Origin of the sequence: Enterobacter cloacae complex sp. ECL414, from assembly GCF_021869685.1 — a bacterium.
In the GTDB taxonomy this organism is placed as follows: domain Bacteria; phylum Pseudomonadota; class Gammaproteobacteria; order Enterobacterales; family Enterobacteriaceae; genus Enterobacter; species Enterobacter kobei.
The window spans coordinates 2582923-2599859 of the sequence record NZ_CP091481.1; the positions used below are offsets into that span (position 1 = coordinate 2582923).

14 protein-coding genes are annotated in these 16937 nt (G+C 53.1%); 8 read left to right on the plus strand and 6 right to left on the minus strand.

Annotated elements, in window-relative coordinates:
- Positions 1-16: 16 nt before the first annotated feature.
- Positions 17-1159, minus strand: coding sequence for a methyl-accepting chemotaxis protein (locus L3068_RS12490; protein ID WP_117580255.1), 1143 nt, complete (start codon positions 1157-1159; stop codon positions 17-19).
- A gap of 455 nt (positions 1160-1614) precedes the next feature.
- On the opposite strand from L3068_RS12490, the gene L3068_RS12495 reads away from it, so the two are divergent.
- From L3068_RS12495 to L3068_RS12510, 4 genes are all read left to right on the plus strand, one after another.
- Entirely contained in the window at positions 1615-3744 is a 2130-nt protein-coding gene (locus L3068_RS12495; RefSeq protein WP_045135269.1) for a putative bifunctional diguanylate cyclase/phosphodiesterase, read from the plus strand.
- 91 nt (positions 3745-3835) lie between these two features.
- Positions 3836-5068 (plus strand): sensor domain-containing diguanylate cyclase, encoded by a 1233-nt coding sequence (locus L3068_RS12500; RefSeq protein ID WP_058689910.1) that lies wholly within the window; start codon positions 3836-3838, stop codon positions 5066-5068.
- A gap of 74 nt (positions 5069-5142) precedes the next feature.
- Complete coding sequence (locus L3068_RS12505; RefSeq protein WP_014884038.1) at positions 5143-5283, plus strand: Ecr family regulatory small membrane protein; 141 nt, start codon at positions 5143-5145, stop codon at positions 5281-5283.
- 113 nt (positions 5284-5396) lie between these two features.
- Positions 5397-5960: a DJ-1/PfpI family protein gene (locus tag L3068_RS12510; RefSeq protein ID WP_023330522.1), complete on the plus strand. Its 564-nt coding sequence runs from the start codon at positions 5397-5399 to the stop codon at positions 5958-5960.
- Positions 5961-6054: 94 nt separating this feature from the next.
- Here the strand turns inward: L3068_RS12510 and L3068_RS12515 are convergent, their stop codons facing one another.
- Complete coding sequence (locus L3068_RS12515; RefSeq protein WP_045268217.1) at positions 6055-7671, minus strand: peptide ABC transporter substrate-binding protein; 1617 nt, start codon at positions 7669-7671, stop codon at positions 6055-6057.
- Positions 7672-7856: 185 nt separating this feature from the next.
- On the opposite strand from L3068_RS12515, the gene mpaA reads away from it, so the two are divergent.
- Positions 7857-8570: a murein tripeptide amidase MpaA gene (gene mpaA / locus L3068_RS12520; RefSeq protein ID WP_014884041.1), complete on the plus strand. Its 714-nt coding sequence runs from the start codon at positions 7857-7859 to the stop codon at positions 8568-8570.
- Here mpaA and ycjG read toward each other — a convergent pair.
- Positions 8561-9526, minus strand: a complete 966-nt coding sequence (ycjG, locus tag L3068_RS12525; RefSeq protein ID WP_117580257.1) for an L-Ala-D/L-Glu epimerase — start codon at positions 9524-9526, stop codon at positions 8561-8563. The two genes, mpaA and ycjG, sit on opposite strands and share 10 nt — an antisense overlap.
- A 107-nt stretch (positions 9527-9633) precedes the next feature.
- On the opposite strand from ycjG, the gene tpx reads away from it, so the two are divergent.
- Together tpx and L3068_RS12535 are read left to right on the plus strand one after the other, a co-directional pair.
- A complete protein-coding gene (gene tpx, locus L3068_RS12530; RefSeq protein WP_014884043.1) occupies positions 9634-10140 on the plus strand; it encodes a thiol peroxidase in 507 nt (168 codons plus the stop codon).
- A gap of 274 nt (positions 10141-10414) precedes the next feature.
- Positions 10415-11623 (plus strand): aldose 1-epimerase family protein, encoded by a 1209-nt coding sequence (locus L3068_RS12535; protein ID WP_117580259.1) that lies wholly within the window; start codon positions 10415-10417, stop codon positions 11621-11623.
- 33 nt (positions 11624-11656) lie between these two features.
- On the opposite strand, the gene tyrR is transcribed toward L3068_RS12535, so the two are convergent.
- The 3 genes from tyrR to L3068_RS12550 form a co-directional block, all read right to left on the minus strand.
- The gene (gene tyrR, locus L3068_RS12540; RefSeq protein ID WP_014884045.1) at positions 11657-13198 is read right to left on the minus strand and encodes a transcriptional regulator TyrR; all 1542 of its coding nucleotides are present in this window, start codon (positions 13196-13198) and stop codon (positions 11657-11659) included.
- 112 nt (positions 13199-13310) lie between these two features.
- Positions 13311-14363 carry a YcjF family protein gene (locus L3068_RS12545; RefSeq protein ID WP_038421131.1) on the minus strand — a complete coding sequence of 351 codons (1053 nt, stop codon included), beginning with the start codon at positions 14361-14363 and terminating at the stop codon, positions 13311-13313.
- Positions 14360-15757, minus strand: coding sequence for a YcjX family GTP-binding protein (locus L3068_RS12550; RefSeq protein ID WP_023338361.1), 1398 nt, complete (start codon positions 15755-15757; stop codon positions 14360-14362). Before L3068_RS12550 ends, L3068_RS12545 begins: the two co-directional genes overlap by 4 nt.
- 155 nt (positions 15758-15912) lie before the next feature.
- Here L3068_RS12550 and L3068_RS12555 point away from each other — a divergent pair, with 155 nt between their 5' ends.
- Positions 15913-16923 carry a LacI family DNA-binding transcriptional regulator gene (locus L3068_RS12555; protein WP_117580261.1) on the plus strand — a complete coding sequence of 337 codons (1011 nt, stop codon included), beginning with the start codon at positions 15913-15915 and terminating at the stop codon, positions 16921-16923.
- Positions 16924-16937 lie beyond the last annotated feature (14 nt).

The following is a 16937-nucleotide window of genomic DNA, read 5'->3' on the forward strand; positions in this document are numbered from 1 at the left end:
AGGCTTTGAAGTGCTGTCAGAGCGAGTGCTCGGGCCGCTGGAGGAAAGGTGCAGGGCCGGTCAACGATGACGGCGAGTGTCCCTGCTCAAGCCTGAAATTGCGTGTCCGCGTTTGCAGTTCAATCACCTGATTACGCAGGACATCAGAGGAACCATTGAGTTCCTCCGCCATCGCGACGTTACTTTGCGTGACCCGCTCCAGTTCAGACAGCGCCAGGGTGATCTGGTAAATGCCTTTCTCCTGCTCAGCGGTCGAGGTAGAAATCTCATCCATCAACCGGCTGACATTGCCGGAACCGGTCACGATTTCATGCATATTCTTTTCCGCTTCCGACACGACGCTGGCACCCTGGGTAACATTACTGCTGGTGACGTCAATCAGCGTCTTGATGTTTTTCGCGGCCTCCGCACTGCGGTGCGCCAGGTTTCTCACCTCTTCCGCGACGACGGAGAACCCTTTGCCGTGATCGCCCGCCCGCGCCGCCTCAACCGCCGCGTTAAGCGCCAGGATATTTGTCTGGAATGCAATCCCGTCGATTAGGGAGATAATTTCCGTCATCTGCTGCGCGCACTCGGTTATGGATTGCATATTGCTGGCAACCTGCTCCATCAGCGCTCCTCCCTTACGCGCCTGCAATGTCGCGACGTTTGCCTGCTCGCTCGCCAGACGGGTGTTATCGGCATTGTTTCGGGTACTTGCCGCCATCTGCTCCATACTGGCAGCGGTTTGCACCAGAGAGGCAGACTGCTGCTCTGTTTTCACCGAGAGCTGAGCGCTACGGGCAGAGAGTTGATCCGACAAGGTCATGGCGTTTTGAGATGACGCCCTGATCTCACGCACCAGCGTCGCAATGTTGCTGGAAAGACTATTAATTCCGGGGATTAATCGTCCCGCGCAGTTATTGCCAAACTCAGGAATTGAGACACCAAGATTACCTGCGGTCACTTCTTCAATACTTTTTTTCACAGTATTGATCGGCGTCACAAGAAACTTCGTCATATAACTCCAGAGCAAAAACAGTGCAACGAAATTAACCAGATTAATCGAAATGAAGAGAGAGAAATTGCTGGAAAATAGAGCAACGATACCTGCATTTACCAAAAAAAGGCATAACAGGAACCAGGCAATGAAGGTCCTGACACTAATATTTCTTAGCATGATTTTACCCACAACTTATATTTTGGTCGGCATTAAGACTTATAGCATTCACTTTTACGTTTGTCCTCACCTAACGCGCTGGTTTCTCGCTTCGCCGTTACGCACCCGATATTTAGCTTAAGTCAGGTAAAAAAAGCGTATTAGTAAAAATGTGCTGCGCCGAATGCTGTGATACTGGTTCACAACCACGTTAAGCGATACCATCACCTGCGACGAGACGATTCGTTCGTCCACGTATTTAAGGCGCTTTGCTAGTGATAGTGGTCTATGTTTAGCAATGCTTAATAAGTTAAAAACGAGAATATATTTTATATTCCCGGTGAGTATAGAGTTGTTATATGACTGGTCATTTTTCACGATAAATAACTAATATGGTTTGAATGCGCATTTTCGTTGCCCGATAAAAATGTGCCGGCAGGCGAAATCGGTAACCCTCTCAGGCGTGGGATTGCATAATGCTCAATATATCGTGGGACCCTGTGTTGATTGCTGTCTCTTATCTGGTGGCGTTTATCGCCTCCTTTGTAGCTCTGGACAGCGCCGGGAAAATTCCCCTTTCCAGCCGAAAAGCGGCTTTGTTCTGGCGGATTGCCGGAGGCGTAACGCTGGGCATCGGGATCTGGTCAATGCATTTCATCGGCATGCTGTCGATGCAAATGCCCATGATGATGAGCTACGACCTCTGGATAACCCTGGCCTCACTTGGTGCGGCGGTTATAGCCTCCACAACGGCCATTAATATTGCCGTTACGGGCAAACACCTCTCCCTGTTTAGACTGACAGTCGCCACGATCATTCTCAGCGCTGGCGTGGTCTCGATGCACTATATCGGTATGGCCGCATTGATGCTGGAGGGAAGCATCCTCTGGGATCAGCGGATTGTCGGTTTGTCCGTGGTAATTGCGGTTGTCGCCTCCGGTGTGGCGTTGTGGCTGGCTTTTCGTCTCCGGGATAAGCACAAAGGGGTCTTTGTAAATCGCATTCTCGCGGCCTTAGTCATGGGTGCCGCCATCTGCGCAATGCATTATACGGGCATGAGTGCCGCGCATTTCCATGAGATGGCACGCACGCTTCCCGGCGGGATCGGCGAGCTGGGATTATCCATATGGGTTTCCGTCACCACACTCTCACTTCTTGGCGTGATGTTAATTATTTCGCTAATCGATTCGCACTGGCGCACCACCCGGCTGACGGACAATTTGCGACAACTCAATCGCCAGCTTGAGCTTCAGGCTCGCTTCGATGCCCTCACCGGGCTCGCAAACCATCATCAGATGGATATCCGAATGCAGGACTGTCTTCGCAGCGCCTTGCTGAGCAAGAGACAGTTTGCCGTGATCTTCCTGAATGTCGATCACTTCAAACGCGTGAATGATACCTGGGGCCACAGCGTGGGTGATGAGTTACTAATCACTATTGCCCAGCGCATTACGTCCCGGCTTACCCGTGAGATGACGCTGGCCAGACTGGGCGGGGATGCTTTTATCCTGCTGGTTCCCGAATGTGATGATGAAAAGCTTAATACCCTGCTCACCACCCTCCTCGCGGATATGCGCCGCCCGCTTTCACTCTGCGGTCACACGCTAAACACCACCATCAGCGCGGGGGTCAGCCTCTATCCGAAAGATGGCGAAACGCTACATGAACTGAAGTTTAAGGCTGATGCAGCCTTACAACATATTAAAGAGGATGGACGTAACGGCTGGGCAATTTACCGTCCGGAGATGTCAACAACAGTGCCGGCGCAACCGGGTTTTCTTCAGGCGCTTTCTCAGGCCCTGGAACGCGATCAGTTTGAGCTCTGGTATCAGCCAACCTGGCACGCGGAAGATAAGACGATCCACGGTTTTGAAGCACTTCTCCGCTGGCGTCATCCGGAGCAAGGCGTTTTGCTGCCGGGACTGTTTTTACCCACGCTGGAACAAACGGGTTTGATTATTCCGGTTGGCAACTGGGCGATTGAGGCCGCGTGTCGGCAGCTTCATTTCTGGACGGAACAGGGTTTCAGTCAGTGGACATTGTCGCTCAATTTATCCCCCGTTCAGTTCGAACAGCCGGATATCTTTCACATCGTCTCGTCGATGCTGGAAAAATATAATCTGTCTCCCTCCCGGCTGATTCTGGAGGTAACAGAGAGTACCGCGCTTAAAAATCTCGACCGCAGTATCGAGCTCCTGAACGCCTTTAACCATGCGGGTGTCACCGTCTCTATTGATGATTTTGGTACTGGCTATTCTAACCTGCTGATGTTAAGCGTTCTCCCGGCAAAAGAGCTAAAAATTGATAAGAGTTTTGTCACTTCTATGCTGGAAAACGAGAAAAGCCGTAAGCTGGTGGAAACCATTATTAATATCGCCCGGACCATGGAGATGAATGTCGTTGCTGAGGGCATTGAAACGGACGAACAGCAGGCGATACTGACCAGCCTTGGCTGTGACTATCTGCAGGGGTTCCTTTTCTCCCGCCCATTGCCTGCGGAACAGGTTCCGTGGCTGCTGCTACAGAAAAACTCAGATAAACAAATTATACCCATGAGTAAAATTCATACGGATCCCGCATTTATTTCACAAAAAAATCATGCCTGACAGGATTGAATAGCGTATGTTTCAGAGGAGTGGACGCGAGTTAATCTGACGTGATTGTCAGGCATAAGATGCCGATGAACAGGAAATGCCTATGTCGCAAAATGGTTTTGATGCGCTGAATGCAATTAAAACGCCCGTGTGGCTCATATCTCCTGTTTCAGAACAGATCATTTTTGCCAATGTGGCCGCAACACAGCTGATGGGTAATAAAACACTGGATGGCTTGCGTAAAGGCACCTGTTCCGCAAGTGCGCAAAGCGTGTTGTCGATGTATGTTCCTGAACTGAAAAACGATCACGATATTGTCGAGATCTGGACGATTAGCCGTGCCGGGCAAGATACACCGTTAAGCTGCCGCCTCTCTCTCTCCCACTTCACGCCTTATGGCGATGTTATCGTTTTTGAAGGGATTTCTTCTCAGGCCCCATCAGGCCTGAAAGCCAGCCGTTCCACAACCTATCAGCGTAAAAAACAGGGTTTTTACGCCCGTTTTTTCCTGACCAACAGTGCGCCAATGCTGTTAATCGACCCAGCTCGCGACGGGCAAATTGTCGATGCAAACCTGGCCGCGCTCAGCTTTTATGGCTATTCGCATGATGAAATGTGCAATAAACACACCTGGGAGATAAATACCCTGGGGAGAGGTGTCATGCCCATTATGACGGAGATTGCCGCACTGCCCGGCGGACATAAGCCGTTTAATTTTGTTCACCGTCTTGCCGATGGCACCACCCGCCATGTCCAGACCTACGCGGGGCCCATTGAGATTTACGGTGACAAACTGATGTTGTGCATCATCCATGATATCACCGAACAAAAAAGGCTCGAGCTGGAGCTGGAAAATGCTGCGTTACGTGACTCAATGACAGGCTTACTTAACCGACGCCAGTTCTACAATATTATCGATCAAACCAACCTGAGCCACCTTTCCGCGCAACAGCAATTTAGCCTGCTGCTGGTGGATACCGATCATTTTAAAAACATCAACGACCTCTTCGGCCATCTGAAAGGTGATGAGGTGCTTATCGCCCTTTCCCGCACGCTGGAAGCCTGCAGCAGGCAAGATGACCTCGTATTTCGCTGGGGAGGGGAAGAGTTTGTCATCCTCCTGCCGCGCACCTCTCTCGACACTGCCCTGAAGATTGCCGAATCCGTCCGCGCGGCGGTAACCCGTATCACCATACCCGGATTACCCCGTTTTACCGTCAGCATTGGTGTGGCAAGGCATGAACCGGAAGAGAGTATTGATGAGCTGTTTAAACGCGTAGACGACGCGCTCTATCGCGCCAAAAACGATGGACGTAATAAAGTCCTTGCGGCATGAGACTGGAGTATACGGGAAAGCGTCGTTACAATGCCCCACTTATGTAAATCACTGACAGGTGGGTAGTCGCTACAATGGGAAAGACTGAAATAATACTCACCTTAATCATTTTCATCCTTATTATATTTGGCTTGTGGTTTATTTTTAGCGGTGAGATCTGGTATTTCGTTGAATATCTGGAAAATACCTTGTACCCGACCTTCGATGCGCTGTAGTGCAATAATTCATTTGCTTATTTAGCCTGTGCTCTGACGGGCTTTTTTATTTCCGGCAATTGAGCCATACCAGGCTATATCTTAATCATCTCTATAAATAAAGGTGAGGAAAGATGAGCAAGAAAATCCTGATGTTGGTGGGCGATTACGCCGAAGATTATGAAACCATGGTCCCGTTTCAGGCATTACAGATGATTGGTCATCAGGTGGATGCCGTTTGCCCCGACAAACCGAAGGGGGACTACATCATGACGGCAATCCATGACTTCGACGGTGCCCAGACCTACAGCGAAAAGCCCGGCCACCGTTTTGTCCTCAATGCTGACTTTTCCGCCGCACGGGAGCAGGATTATGACGCACTGCTTATCCCGGGCGGCAGAGCGCCAGAATATTTGCGGTTAAATGACGATGTGCTCAAGCTGGTGCAGGCATTTGACGCGGCACGTAAGCCAATCGCCGCCGTGTGCCATGGTCCGCAACTGCTTGCTGCTGCCGGCATACTAAAAGGCCGAACCTGCAGCGCCTACCCGGCGTGTGCGCCTGAAGTGCGTCTTAGCGGTGGACACTACGCCAGTATCGGCATCGACCAGGCACATGTAGACGGTAATCTGGTCACCGCCCCCGCCTGGCCCGCTCATCCACAGTGGCTGGCGAAGTTTAGCGCTTTGCTGGAGTAACAGTGGTGCGGCCCATCAGCGGCACGCGCGGGCATAAGTAAAAACTGGCGCCAGAGTGCGCCAGTTTTCAGTGCGACAAGGTTATTCTCTCCCGTCAGTGCTTCTCAATATACATCGTCCGGCTATACGCCACGTCTTCCGGGTTATTAATAGGATAGCCTTTCACCCACGGCTTAATCAGGCGGCCATTGGTGTACTGATAAATCGGCGCGATAGGCGCTTTCTCCGTGAGGATTTTTTCCGCCATGTTGTAGTCCGTATTGCGCGCTTTCGCCGTGGTTTCCAGCGTCGCCTGGTGGATAATTTTATCGTAGGCCGGGTCGTTGAAACGCGAGATGTTACCGCTGTGGGTTGAGGTCAGCAGCGAAAGGAAGGTCGATGGCTCGTTGTAATCGCCCACCCAGGAGGCGCGGATCACGTCAAAGTTACCGGTATTACGGCTATCAATATACGTTTTCCACTCCTGGTTTTGCAGTTTGACATCCACACCGAGATTTTTCTTCCACATGGACGCCACCGCGATGGCAATCTTCTGATGATTTTCTGAAGTATTGTACAGCAGGGTCAGCTTCAGCGGACGCTGAGGGCCATACCCCGCGGCCTGCAGCAAGGTTTTCGCCTGGGCGTTCAGCTCCTGCTGCGACATCTGCTCAAATGGCGAGGCCTCCGGGGTGAACCCGGCCGTCACGTCAGGCGTGAAGTGCCATGCGGGCTTCTCTCCCGTGCCTAACACTTTTTCCGCCATAATGCGGCGATCGATGGTCATGCTCAGCGCCAGGCGAACGCGGGAGTCGGCCGTTGGGCCCTTTTGCGTATTGAACGCATAGTAATACGTGCCCAGCTGAGGCGGTGTGTAAACCTGTCCCGGAATATCCTTCAGGAGCTTCTGATACATGTTTTTTGGGAACGATTCGGTAATATCAATATCACCCGCCAGATAACGTTTGGTGGCCGATGATTCCTGGTTAATCGGTACGAAGGTGACCTTTTGCAGGACAGTTTTTGCATTGTCCCAGTAGTGGGTATTGGGGACGACAACCAGTTTTTCATTCACCACGCGGTCATTCAGGACATAGGCACCATTGCCGACCAGAGATCCCGGACGGGTCCACTCTTTACCCCTTTCTACGTTGGCTTTTTGCACGGGGTAGAAGGCAAAGTTAGCCGTCAGATTACTGAACCACGGCAGCGGTTTGTCCAACTGGACGCGTAATGTTCTGGCATCGACCGCCGTTACGCCAAGCGTATCGGGTGCAGCTTTACCATCAATAATGGCCTGCGCGTTGTTGATACCCGCCAGGGCAGCAAACCAGGCAAATGGAGAGGTCGTTTTCGGATCAACCAGACGCTGCCAGCTGTAGACAAAATCCTGGGCGGTGACAGGCGAACCGTCGGACCACTTCGCGTTATCGCGTAGGGTAAATGTCCAGATGCGGTTATCGTTGCTCTGCCAGCGCGTTGCCACTCCCGGCGTCAACTCCCCTTTCTCATTCTGATTCACCAGACCTTCGAAGAGATCGCGAATCACCTGAATCTCTGGCAGCCCCACCGCTTTTGCCGGATCGAGTGAAGCCGGTTCGTCTTTAATGTGTCTGACCAGCTCCTGTTTTTGCGCCAGTGCCGTACCCTGTGGCACATCCGCAGCGAAAGAGAGTGAAGAGAGTCCGCACAGGCACAGTGCGGCAAAAAGACGCGAAACAGGATGCTTCATAAGATCCCCTTTAATGAATTCAGGTAACAAGCAGATGCGTAATTATTTGTTTCGACAAAAAGAAATGCAAATAACTTACTCCCGAATAGTGATTTAAGGCAATTCTCAACCATTTCGGAAACTATTTGATTAACCGCGTGTTTTGCACAACACTGCGAGTAGTGATCTTTTTATCAGGATTTCGTATGACAACCACCCGACCGAGAGCGGAACGCGGCGCCTTTCCGCCGGGCGCTGAGCAATATGGCCGCTCATTTTTAGGCGCATCGTTGATCTGGTTCCCCGCCCCCGATGCCGACCGCGACAGCGGCTTGATTCTTGCCGGCACGCACGGTGACGAAAACTCCTCCATCGTGACGCTTTCATGCGCGCTGCGGACACTAACGCCCTCATTACGGCGTCATCACGTGATTCTGGCGGTTAACCCGGACGGCTGTCAGCTCGGTCTACGCGCCAATGCGAGAGGCGTGGACTTAAATCGTAATTTCCCGGCAGCAAACTGGCGAGCCGGAGAAACCGTTTATCGCTGGAACAGCTCCGCCGAGGAGCGTGATGTGGTTCTGCTGACGGGAGATAAACCGGGCTCGGAGCCTGAAACCCAGGCGCTGTGCCAGCTCATCCATAAGATCCACCCTGCATGGATTGTCTCTTTCCACGATCCGCTGGCGTGTATTGAAGATCCGCGTCACTCCGAGCTGGGCGCCTGGCTGGCGAAAGCATTTTCCCTGCCACTCGTCACCAGCGTCGGCTATGAAACGCCAGGATCATTCGGTAGCTGGTGCGCCGATTTGAGCCTGCCCTGCATTACCGCTGAATTCCCGGCGATCTCGTCCGACGAAGCCAGCGAAAAGTACTTAAAAGCCATGATGGAGCTTTTACGCTGGCAGCCTCAGAGATGAAGCACGCCGCTGGTAAAATCAAGCGCGGGTGACACATCAACCGCCAGCCACGTCGGGCCATCCAGATCGGCGAAACGGACCTGATTAACCAGCGGTAGCGCCGCGCCGATCGCCCGGGACGTGCAGAGCATGCAGCCCAGCATCAGCGCAAATCCCTGCGCCCGGGCCTCTTCCGCCAGGGCCAGCGCCTCTGTCAGGCCGCCGGTCTTGTCGAGCTTAATATTGACCATCTCATAGCGCCCCTGAAGGTCGCTCAAACGTTCCCGGGTATGGCAGCTTTCATCCGCGCAGACGGGCAATGGATGGATAAAATTATTCAGCGCCGCATCATCTTCTGCTGGCAGAGGCTGCTCCAGCATGGCGACCCCCAGGTCGGCCAGCAGCTGACATCGTGCGGCCAGCCCTTCCGGGTGCCAGGATTCGTTGGCGTCAACAATGAGCGTGGCGGCGGGAACCGCTGAGCGAATAGCGACCATTCGCTCGCTGATCAGGCGATCGTCGAGTTTCACTTTCAATAGCGTTGCCCCGGCGTCATAGAGCGCTTTTGCGCTGGCGGCCATCTGTTCCGGCTCACCGATTACCACCGTTTGCGCGGTAACCACCGATTCCGGCAGCACCACGCCCAGCAATGACGTCAGTGATGTTTGCTGTTTCGCCGCTTCCAGGTTCCAGAGCGCACAATCAATGGCGTTGCGCGCGGCCCCGGCGGGTAAACGGTGCTGGAGCGCCTCGCGAGAAAGTCCGGTTTGCAGGTCCGGAACCAGCGTCATGATATGCGCCATGACCGACGCGAGACTTTCCCCATAGCGCGGATAAGGCGTGCATTCACCAACGCCTTTAAAACCGTCCTCTTCGATTTCAACGACCACCACGCTGGCTTCGCTTCGGCTGCCGCGAGAGATCACAAACGGGGTATGCAATGGCCAGGCTTCTTCATAGACCTTAACGCTTCTCATCACTGACTCCTTGCGGCCCGGAAAGGCGAAAAAATTGGTTTGCCGTGTTATCTGCTGATGGCATACACTAGCCCCGACGTTAACTATATGTAAACAGGAAGATATCTATGTCACAACTCGTTCATTTCCAGGGCAACCCGGTTGCTGTTGCAGGTTCCATTCCGCAGGCTGGCAGCAAAGCGCAGGCTTTTACTCTGGTGGCTAAAGATCTGTCTGACGTCACACTGGCTCAGTTTGCGGGTAAACGCAAAGTGCTGAACATTTTCCCAAGCATTGATACCGGCGTTTGCGCTGCCTCCGTGCGTAAATTCAACCAGCTGGCCACCGAAATGGACAACACCGTTGTGCTGTGCATTTCCGCTGACCTGCCGTTCGCCCAATCCCGCTTCTGCGGCGCTGAAGGCCTGAGCAACGTTATCACCCTCTCCACCCTGCGTAGCCCGGATTTCCTCGAAAAATACGGTGTTAGCATCGCGGAAGGTCCACTGAAAGGTCTGGCAGCACGCGCTGTACTGGTTATTGATGAAAACGACACTGTCCTTTTCAGCGAACTGGTTAACGAAATTACGACCGAGCCGGATTACACCGCCGCACTGGATAAGCTTAAAGCATAACAGTGACTTAGCAATTTATACTTCGTTTTCAAAACCTCGCGATGGCGGGGTTTTTTATTACCCACGCGCTGAATCGTTAAAGCATAAATATGATAACTTCACAGTATTTATGCAATTCAATATCAGAAACTCAACAATAATGCGATCTTTCCCACATAATACTGGTTAATATTTATCATCTTCGCCCTCAGTGAAGCCCATCACATTTACCTTTACGGAAAAACATTAGATTTGCTTACGAAATCAAATAATCGTTTCAGCAAAAGGGATCAAAATGAAAATAAAACTGGCTTTAACGCTCCTTGCGGTACTGGTTTCGGGTCACGCCGCAGCAAAAACGTGGGTGCTGACCAGCGCTGAAAGCAGCGTAGAAAAAGGAAACTGGAAGATTTCCAGCGATGAGCTGAAAATTAACGACCAAACGTTCAGCATTGAGCAGAAAGTGTTGCACGGCGGAAAGCAGGAAGGCAGTAAAGTTATCATTATCAGCAGTAAAAACGGTCTGACAATTACCCTCAGCCCGACGCGCGGAATGAATCTTCTGCATGTTGAAGGTTTTGGTACCCGACTGGGGTGGAATTCTCCCGTTAAAGAGGTCGTTAACCCGGCGTATATAAATCTGGAAAGCAGAAACGGCCTCGGCTGGCTGGAAGGATTCAATGAGATGATGGTCCGCTGTGGTTATGAGTGGACGGGACACCCGGTCACGGCTGACGGCCAGATTTATACGCTTCACGGCAAGGCCGGTAATACCCCGGCTTCTCAGGTCGAAGTTGACGTTGCGGATACCGCCCCGTATGAAATTCGTATTCGCGGGTTAATCAAAGAGAGCACGTTTAAAAAAGCGGATCTGCAAACCATGACCGAACTGCGTTACGTTCCAGGAACTAACCAGTTCAGCCTGCATGATGTCCTGACAAACCATGCCGATTACCCTCATGACTATCAAATCATCTATCACAGTAACTTCGGGACACCGGTCCTCGAAGAAGGTGCACGCTTCCTTGCTCCGGCGATAAGCGTGAGCCCCTTCAACGATTACGCTAAAGCGGGCGTAGACAACTGGCAAACCTATGCCGGGCCGACAAAAGGCTTTGATGAGATGGTCTTTAACATCAAACCGCTTGCGGACAACAACCACGAAACCCTCGCGGCGGTGGTCAACAAAGCCGGCGATAAAGGCGCGTCAATTCAGTTTGATACACGCCAGCTACCCGTGCTGACCTTATGGAAAAATACCGATACGCCAAAACAGGGGTACGTTACGGGGATTGAGCCGGGTACGAGCTACGCCTACCCCGTGACCATAGAACGTGAGCAGAAACGGGTTAAGCAATTACAGCCAGGGGCTAGCGCGCAGTTTGATCTCACCTATACCCTGCTTCATAGCCCACAACAGGTGAAAGAGGTTGAAAACAGGATTGCGGCCATTCAGGGAGAGACAAAAACAGAAATCGTGACCACACCGCTGGCGAAGGAATAAACATTAAAAAAGCCTCTTTACAGAGGCTTTTTGCTATTCGTCACCTTTCTTATGATTCAAACCATACTCACGCAGCTTATTCGCAATCGCGGTATGCGATACGCCAAGCCGTTTTGCCAGTTTGCGAGTACTTGGATAGCTGCGATAAAGCTGCGTCAGGACGGAGCGTTCAAAGCGACTGGTAATATCATCCAGCGACCCTTCCATCGCCTCTTCACCTACCGATACCGTTCCGGCGTCGTAATCAGGCAGCAGAATATCCTGCGGACGCAGTTCATACCCTTCAAGCTGGGTGAGTGCACGATAAACGGCATTTTTAAGCTGACGGATGTTGCCAGGCCAACCGTAGCGCATTAACACCGTGCCGAGATCGGCAGAAAGCTTCGGACGCGGGACGCCCTGCTCGTCGGCAAAGCGGGCGACAAACAGTTCCGTTAACGGCATGATGTCCTGCGGACAATCGCGCAGCGGTGGAATGTTCAGCGTAAGGACGTTAAGGCGGTAATAGAGATCCTCGCGGAATATCCCCTTTTGCACCAGTTCCACCAGGTTTTTCTGGGTGGCACAGATGACACGCACGTCCACATGCACCTCATGATCTTCACCAACGCGGCGGAAGGTTCCGTCATTCAGGAAACGCAGCAGCTTGGCCTGCATGCGCGGCGACATTTCACCGATCTCATCCAGCAGCACGGAGCCGCCGTTAGCCTGCTCGAAGAACCCTTTCTTGCCTTCCGGCGCGTGTCCAAACAGTTCGCTTTCAACAGCATCTTCCGGGATAGAGGCGCAATTAAGTGCCAGATACGGTTTAGCCGCACGCGGGCTTGCCAGATGCACAGCGTGAGCCAGCAGATCTTTCCCGGTACCGGTATCACCAGTAATCAGCAGCGGCGCGGTCAGGCTGGCGAGCTTGCGCGCCTGGTCAACCACATGACGCATTTTCGGGCTGACGGCAATAATCTGGCTGAATGCGCCGACATCCTGGCTGGAGAGGTTTTGCAGCTGGCGGCCCATACGTAACGTCGAGCGCAGCATAATTACGGCACCGGTCAGTACGCGAGTGTCGCTTTCCCCTTTCAGATAAACCGGTGTGATCTCCATCAGGAAATTCTGCCCGTTTATCACTACATGCTCGCTGTGGGTATTCTGCGGGTTGCTGTCCAGCCAGCGCTGGAAGTTAAAACCCGGGACCAGCTGTGCGGCATGTTGATTGCTGAGCTTCTCCTGGCTCTGTGCAAATAGCTGACAGCTTGCGTGGTTAACGCGCTCGACTTTACTTTTCAGATCCAGAGAGAGGAACGGTTCAGGCATGGCTTCCAGCAGCGCGCTCAGTGCCAGGTGCTCTCGCTCGGAGGGCATCCAGGGGATAGTGCGCACATCCGTAACGCCAGCGATACGGCGGATTTCCGCCATCAGACTGCTAAAGGTATTGAATTCAATTTCGGCAAAATTGAGGTAAATTCGCCCGACAGGATCGATCTCAATGCCACGTAAATCAATGCTACGTAAAACAAGAAGATCGAGTAACTCGCGGGTCAGACCGAGACGGTCTTCACAGAAGACTTCAAGACGCATGGGAAATTCACCGTTTTAAGCCAGTAACGTTAAAATGATATGTCAGAACACGGTGAACCGGAAGATGGCTGTCAACAAATATTGACAGCCAGCACGATAAGTGAACAAAACCTCACGGAGCAGGTTTTTTATTGAGCGTCTCTTTAAGCTGGCCAATCAGTTCGCGCCGAAAATCCCCCAGCCGTGGCTTATCGCCATCGATCCACGGCAGCGGTCGGCACACTTCCATCGCCTTGATACCCAGACGCGCCGTCAGTAAGCCCGCGCCAATACCCTGCGCAGCGCGAGCCGAAAGACGCGCAGCCAGATCCTGCGACATCCAGTCCATGCCCACTTCACGCACCAGTTCACTCGCACCAGCAAAGGCGATATTGAGTAACACCAGCTTGAACAGTCTGAGTCGACTGTAGTAACCCAGCTCGATACCGTAGAGATGAGCGATACGGTTAATCAAACGCAGGTTACGCCAGGCGATAAACGCCATATCCACCAGCGCCAGCGGGCTGACGGCAATCATCAGCGTGGACTCTGCCGCAGAACGGCTAATCTCGCGTCGCGCCTGGGCATCCAGTACCGGCTGAACCATATGGGAATAGAGCGTTACCACTTCCCGGTCATTCTGCGTTTCATGGATGGCGGCATACCAGCGCTGAAGCGCCGGATGCGACTGATCGATACCGGCCTGGCTGGCCAGTTTCTCACAAAACGCGCGGCCTTTGCCGGTTCCGTGGCTGTGGAGGAGATCCCGGGCTTCATCACGCTCATGCGCGCGCTGTCGCAGACGCCAGAGACGTCGCCACTCCGTCGCAACAGACCCCACGCCCGCGCCAACAATCAGCGCACCTGCGGCACATCCGCCCAGTGCGACCCAGTCCTGCGTTTGCCAGGCGTTCATCGCCCACTGGACGCCCTGCCCGACCACGCTGACGCCGAACAGTGCCAGACCGGCGGTGACCATTCTGCGCCACACACTGCGTTTTGGACGCAAAGCGGCCTCCACGACCGCCTCCGCTGGCCCCTCCTCAACCGCGGGATCGTCCGGCAGTGCCGGGGCAAAGTTCTCTGCCTGCGTACCGCTGAACGTCTGCGCCGTTTTAAACGCTTCGCGATCCGCCTGCTCAAGCGTTCCGGTAAAATCTATGCGTGGTTTTAACGGTTCCGTCATCGCAATTTATCTCCAATCAAAAACTCCAGCGCCGCATCCAGACGGATGTGTGGTAACGGCCGATCGACGCTCATGGCCTGAGGGCGGAAGGCTTCAAACTGGAAACCCTGGCTCTGCCAGAAGGCCTGGCCCGGCAGCCTGGCAGGCACTTCGCCCGGGTAGACCGTAAGCGGCTCACCGTCGCTGAGGCGATTCCCGCGCAATGCCGGTATTTTCTCGCCGTTGAGATCAATGAGCCCGCTCTGCGTCGCCTGCACGGAGGCCAGCCCAAGACAATCCATGCTAATCCCTTCAAACGCGGCATTTTGCCACGCATCCTGCACCAGCTGCTGCAGCAGAGAAACCATGTTGGCATGCTGATCGACCGTCACGTGATCGGCTTTCGTGGCCGCGAACAGCAGCTTATCGATCACCGGCGAGAAAAGACGACGGAACAGCGTCCGCTGCCCGTAGTGAAAACTCTGCATCAGCTGGGTCAGCGCGAGGCGCATATCGTTAAATGCCTGCGGCCCGCTGTTAAGCGGCTGCAGGCAATCTACCAGCACAATCTGGCGGTCGAAACGCAAGAAGTAGTTTTTATAAAATCCTTTGACCACTTTTTCGCAGTAGTAATTGTACCGCTCGCGCAGCATCCCGGCGTTCGTGTGTTTACCGGCCTGAGCCAGCTTCGATTCACCGGCGCCGTCCACATCTGGCCAGGGGAAGAACTGCAGCGCGGGCGCTCCGGCTAAGTCCCCCGGCAAGACAAAACGCCCCGGCTGGATGAAGTGCAGCCCTTCCAGTTTGCACTGATGAAGATAGTCCGTCCAGGCCTCGGCAATCGCCGCCAGACGGTTTTCATCCGCTGGTGCCAGCGGATCCAGGCCTTCACACAGCGCTCGCCATTTCGTTGACCACGCAGCGCGTTGTCCCTGCAGCAACCCTGTCATCTGACGGGACCAGCTGAGGTAGTCCTGTGCCAGCATCGGCAAATCGAGCAGCCATTCGCCCGGGTAATCGACGATTTCCAGATACAGGGTGGAGGTATCCTTGAAGTGGCGCATCAGGGATTCATTTGAGCGGAAACGCAGCGCAAGGCGAATTTCACTCACACCTCGCGTCGGCGTCGGCCACGTGGGCGGATCCCCGTAGAGCTGTGCCAACCCTTCGTCATAGGTAAAACGAGGAATACCAAAATCGCGCTGAGGGACGCGCTTAACGCCCAGCAGACGCTCTTCTCTTACGGCGCTGAGCAACGGCAGGCGCGCTCCGGCGTGCAGGTTCAGGAGCTGGTTTACCATCGCCGTTATGAATGCCGTCTTGCCGCTGCGGCTTAGCCCGGTGACGGCCAGGCGCAGATGTCGGTCAACGCCGCGGTTCACCAGTGAATTGAGTTCGTTCTTAAGTCGCTTCATCGCCATCCTTCATTGCCCGGAAGCCTGGAATGCATGGCTTCAGAATACAATAAATGGGGGCAGATCGTTGATTATCAATTCTTATTTATTGCTATTGCCGTTTTCTCTCCAGTAAGATGAGCGGCATTGCTGTCAGTCCGGAGTGAGTAAGGTGTATGTCACCCACCATCTATGATATCGCACGGGTTGCGGGCGTATCGAAATCAACCGTATCCCGCGTTCTGAATAAACAAACGAATATATCCCCCGAAGCACGTGACAAAGTGCTGAAGGCGATAGACGAATTAAATTATCAGCCCAACAAACTGGCCCGCGCACTGACCTCTTCTGGCTTTGATGCCATTATGGTTATTTCGACCCGCTCGACCAAAACCACAGCCGGTAACCCTTTTTTCTCTGATGTTCTTCATGCGATTACAACAAAAGCGGAAGAAGAAGGTTTTGACGTTATTTTGCAAACATCCAAAAGCAGCGAAGACGATCTGCTAAAATGTGTGAGCAAAATAAAGCAGAAGATGATCAAAGGCGTCATCATGCTGAGTTCACCGGCAAATGAATCTTTTTTCAGCACGCTGGATGCGTATGGCGTACCCGTCGTCGTCATTGGCAAAGTGGAAGGTGATTATCAGAATATCTATTCCGTCGATACGGATAATTTTAATGACAGCGCCACGCTGACGGATAACTTCATTAAAAATGGGCGACGGAAAATTGCCTGTCTGCATGCACCGCTTGATTACCACGTTTCAATTGATCGTCTGGCGGGCTATAAAGCCAGTCTGGCAAAACATAATATTGCTATTCATTCCGACTGGATCATGGATGGTGGTTATACCCGCGAGAGTGCACTCGCTGCGGCGATTACATTATTATCCTCGCCAGTTCCTCCTGATGCGGTATTCGCCACTGACAGCATGAAGTTGCTAAGCCTCTATCGTGCTGCGGATGAGTTAAATCTGATGATCCCTGAGCAGGTCGTGATAGCCGGATACAGCGACCCGATGCTCTCTCTCATTCTCACGCCAGCGCCAGGTGGGTTTGATATCCCTACTCGCAAGCTGGGTGAAAAGAGTTGCGATCTGCTCTTCAGGCGCATTAGTGGTCAACCTGCCCCGCAAAAAGTGCTTGTCGACACCCACTTTGTATTAGCGGCTTCTCTGCGCTAAAACCAGGGGCGGAT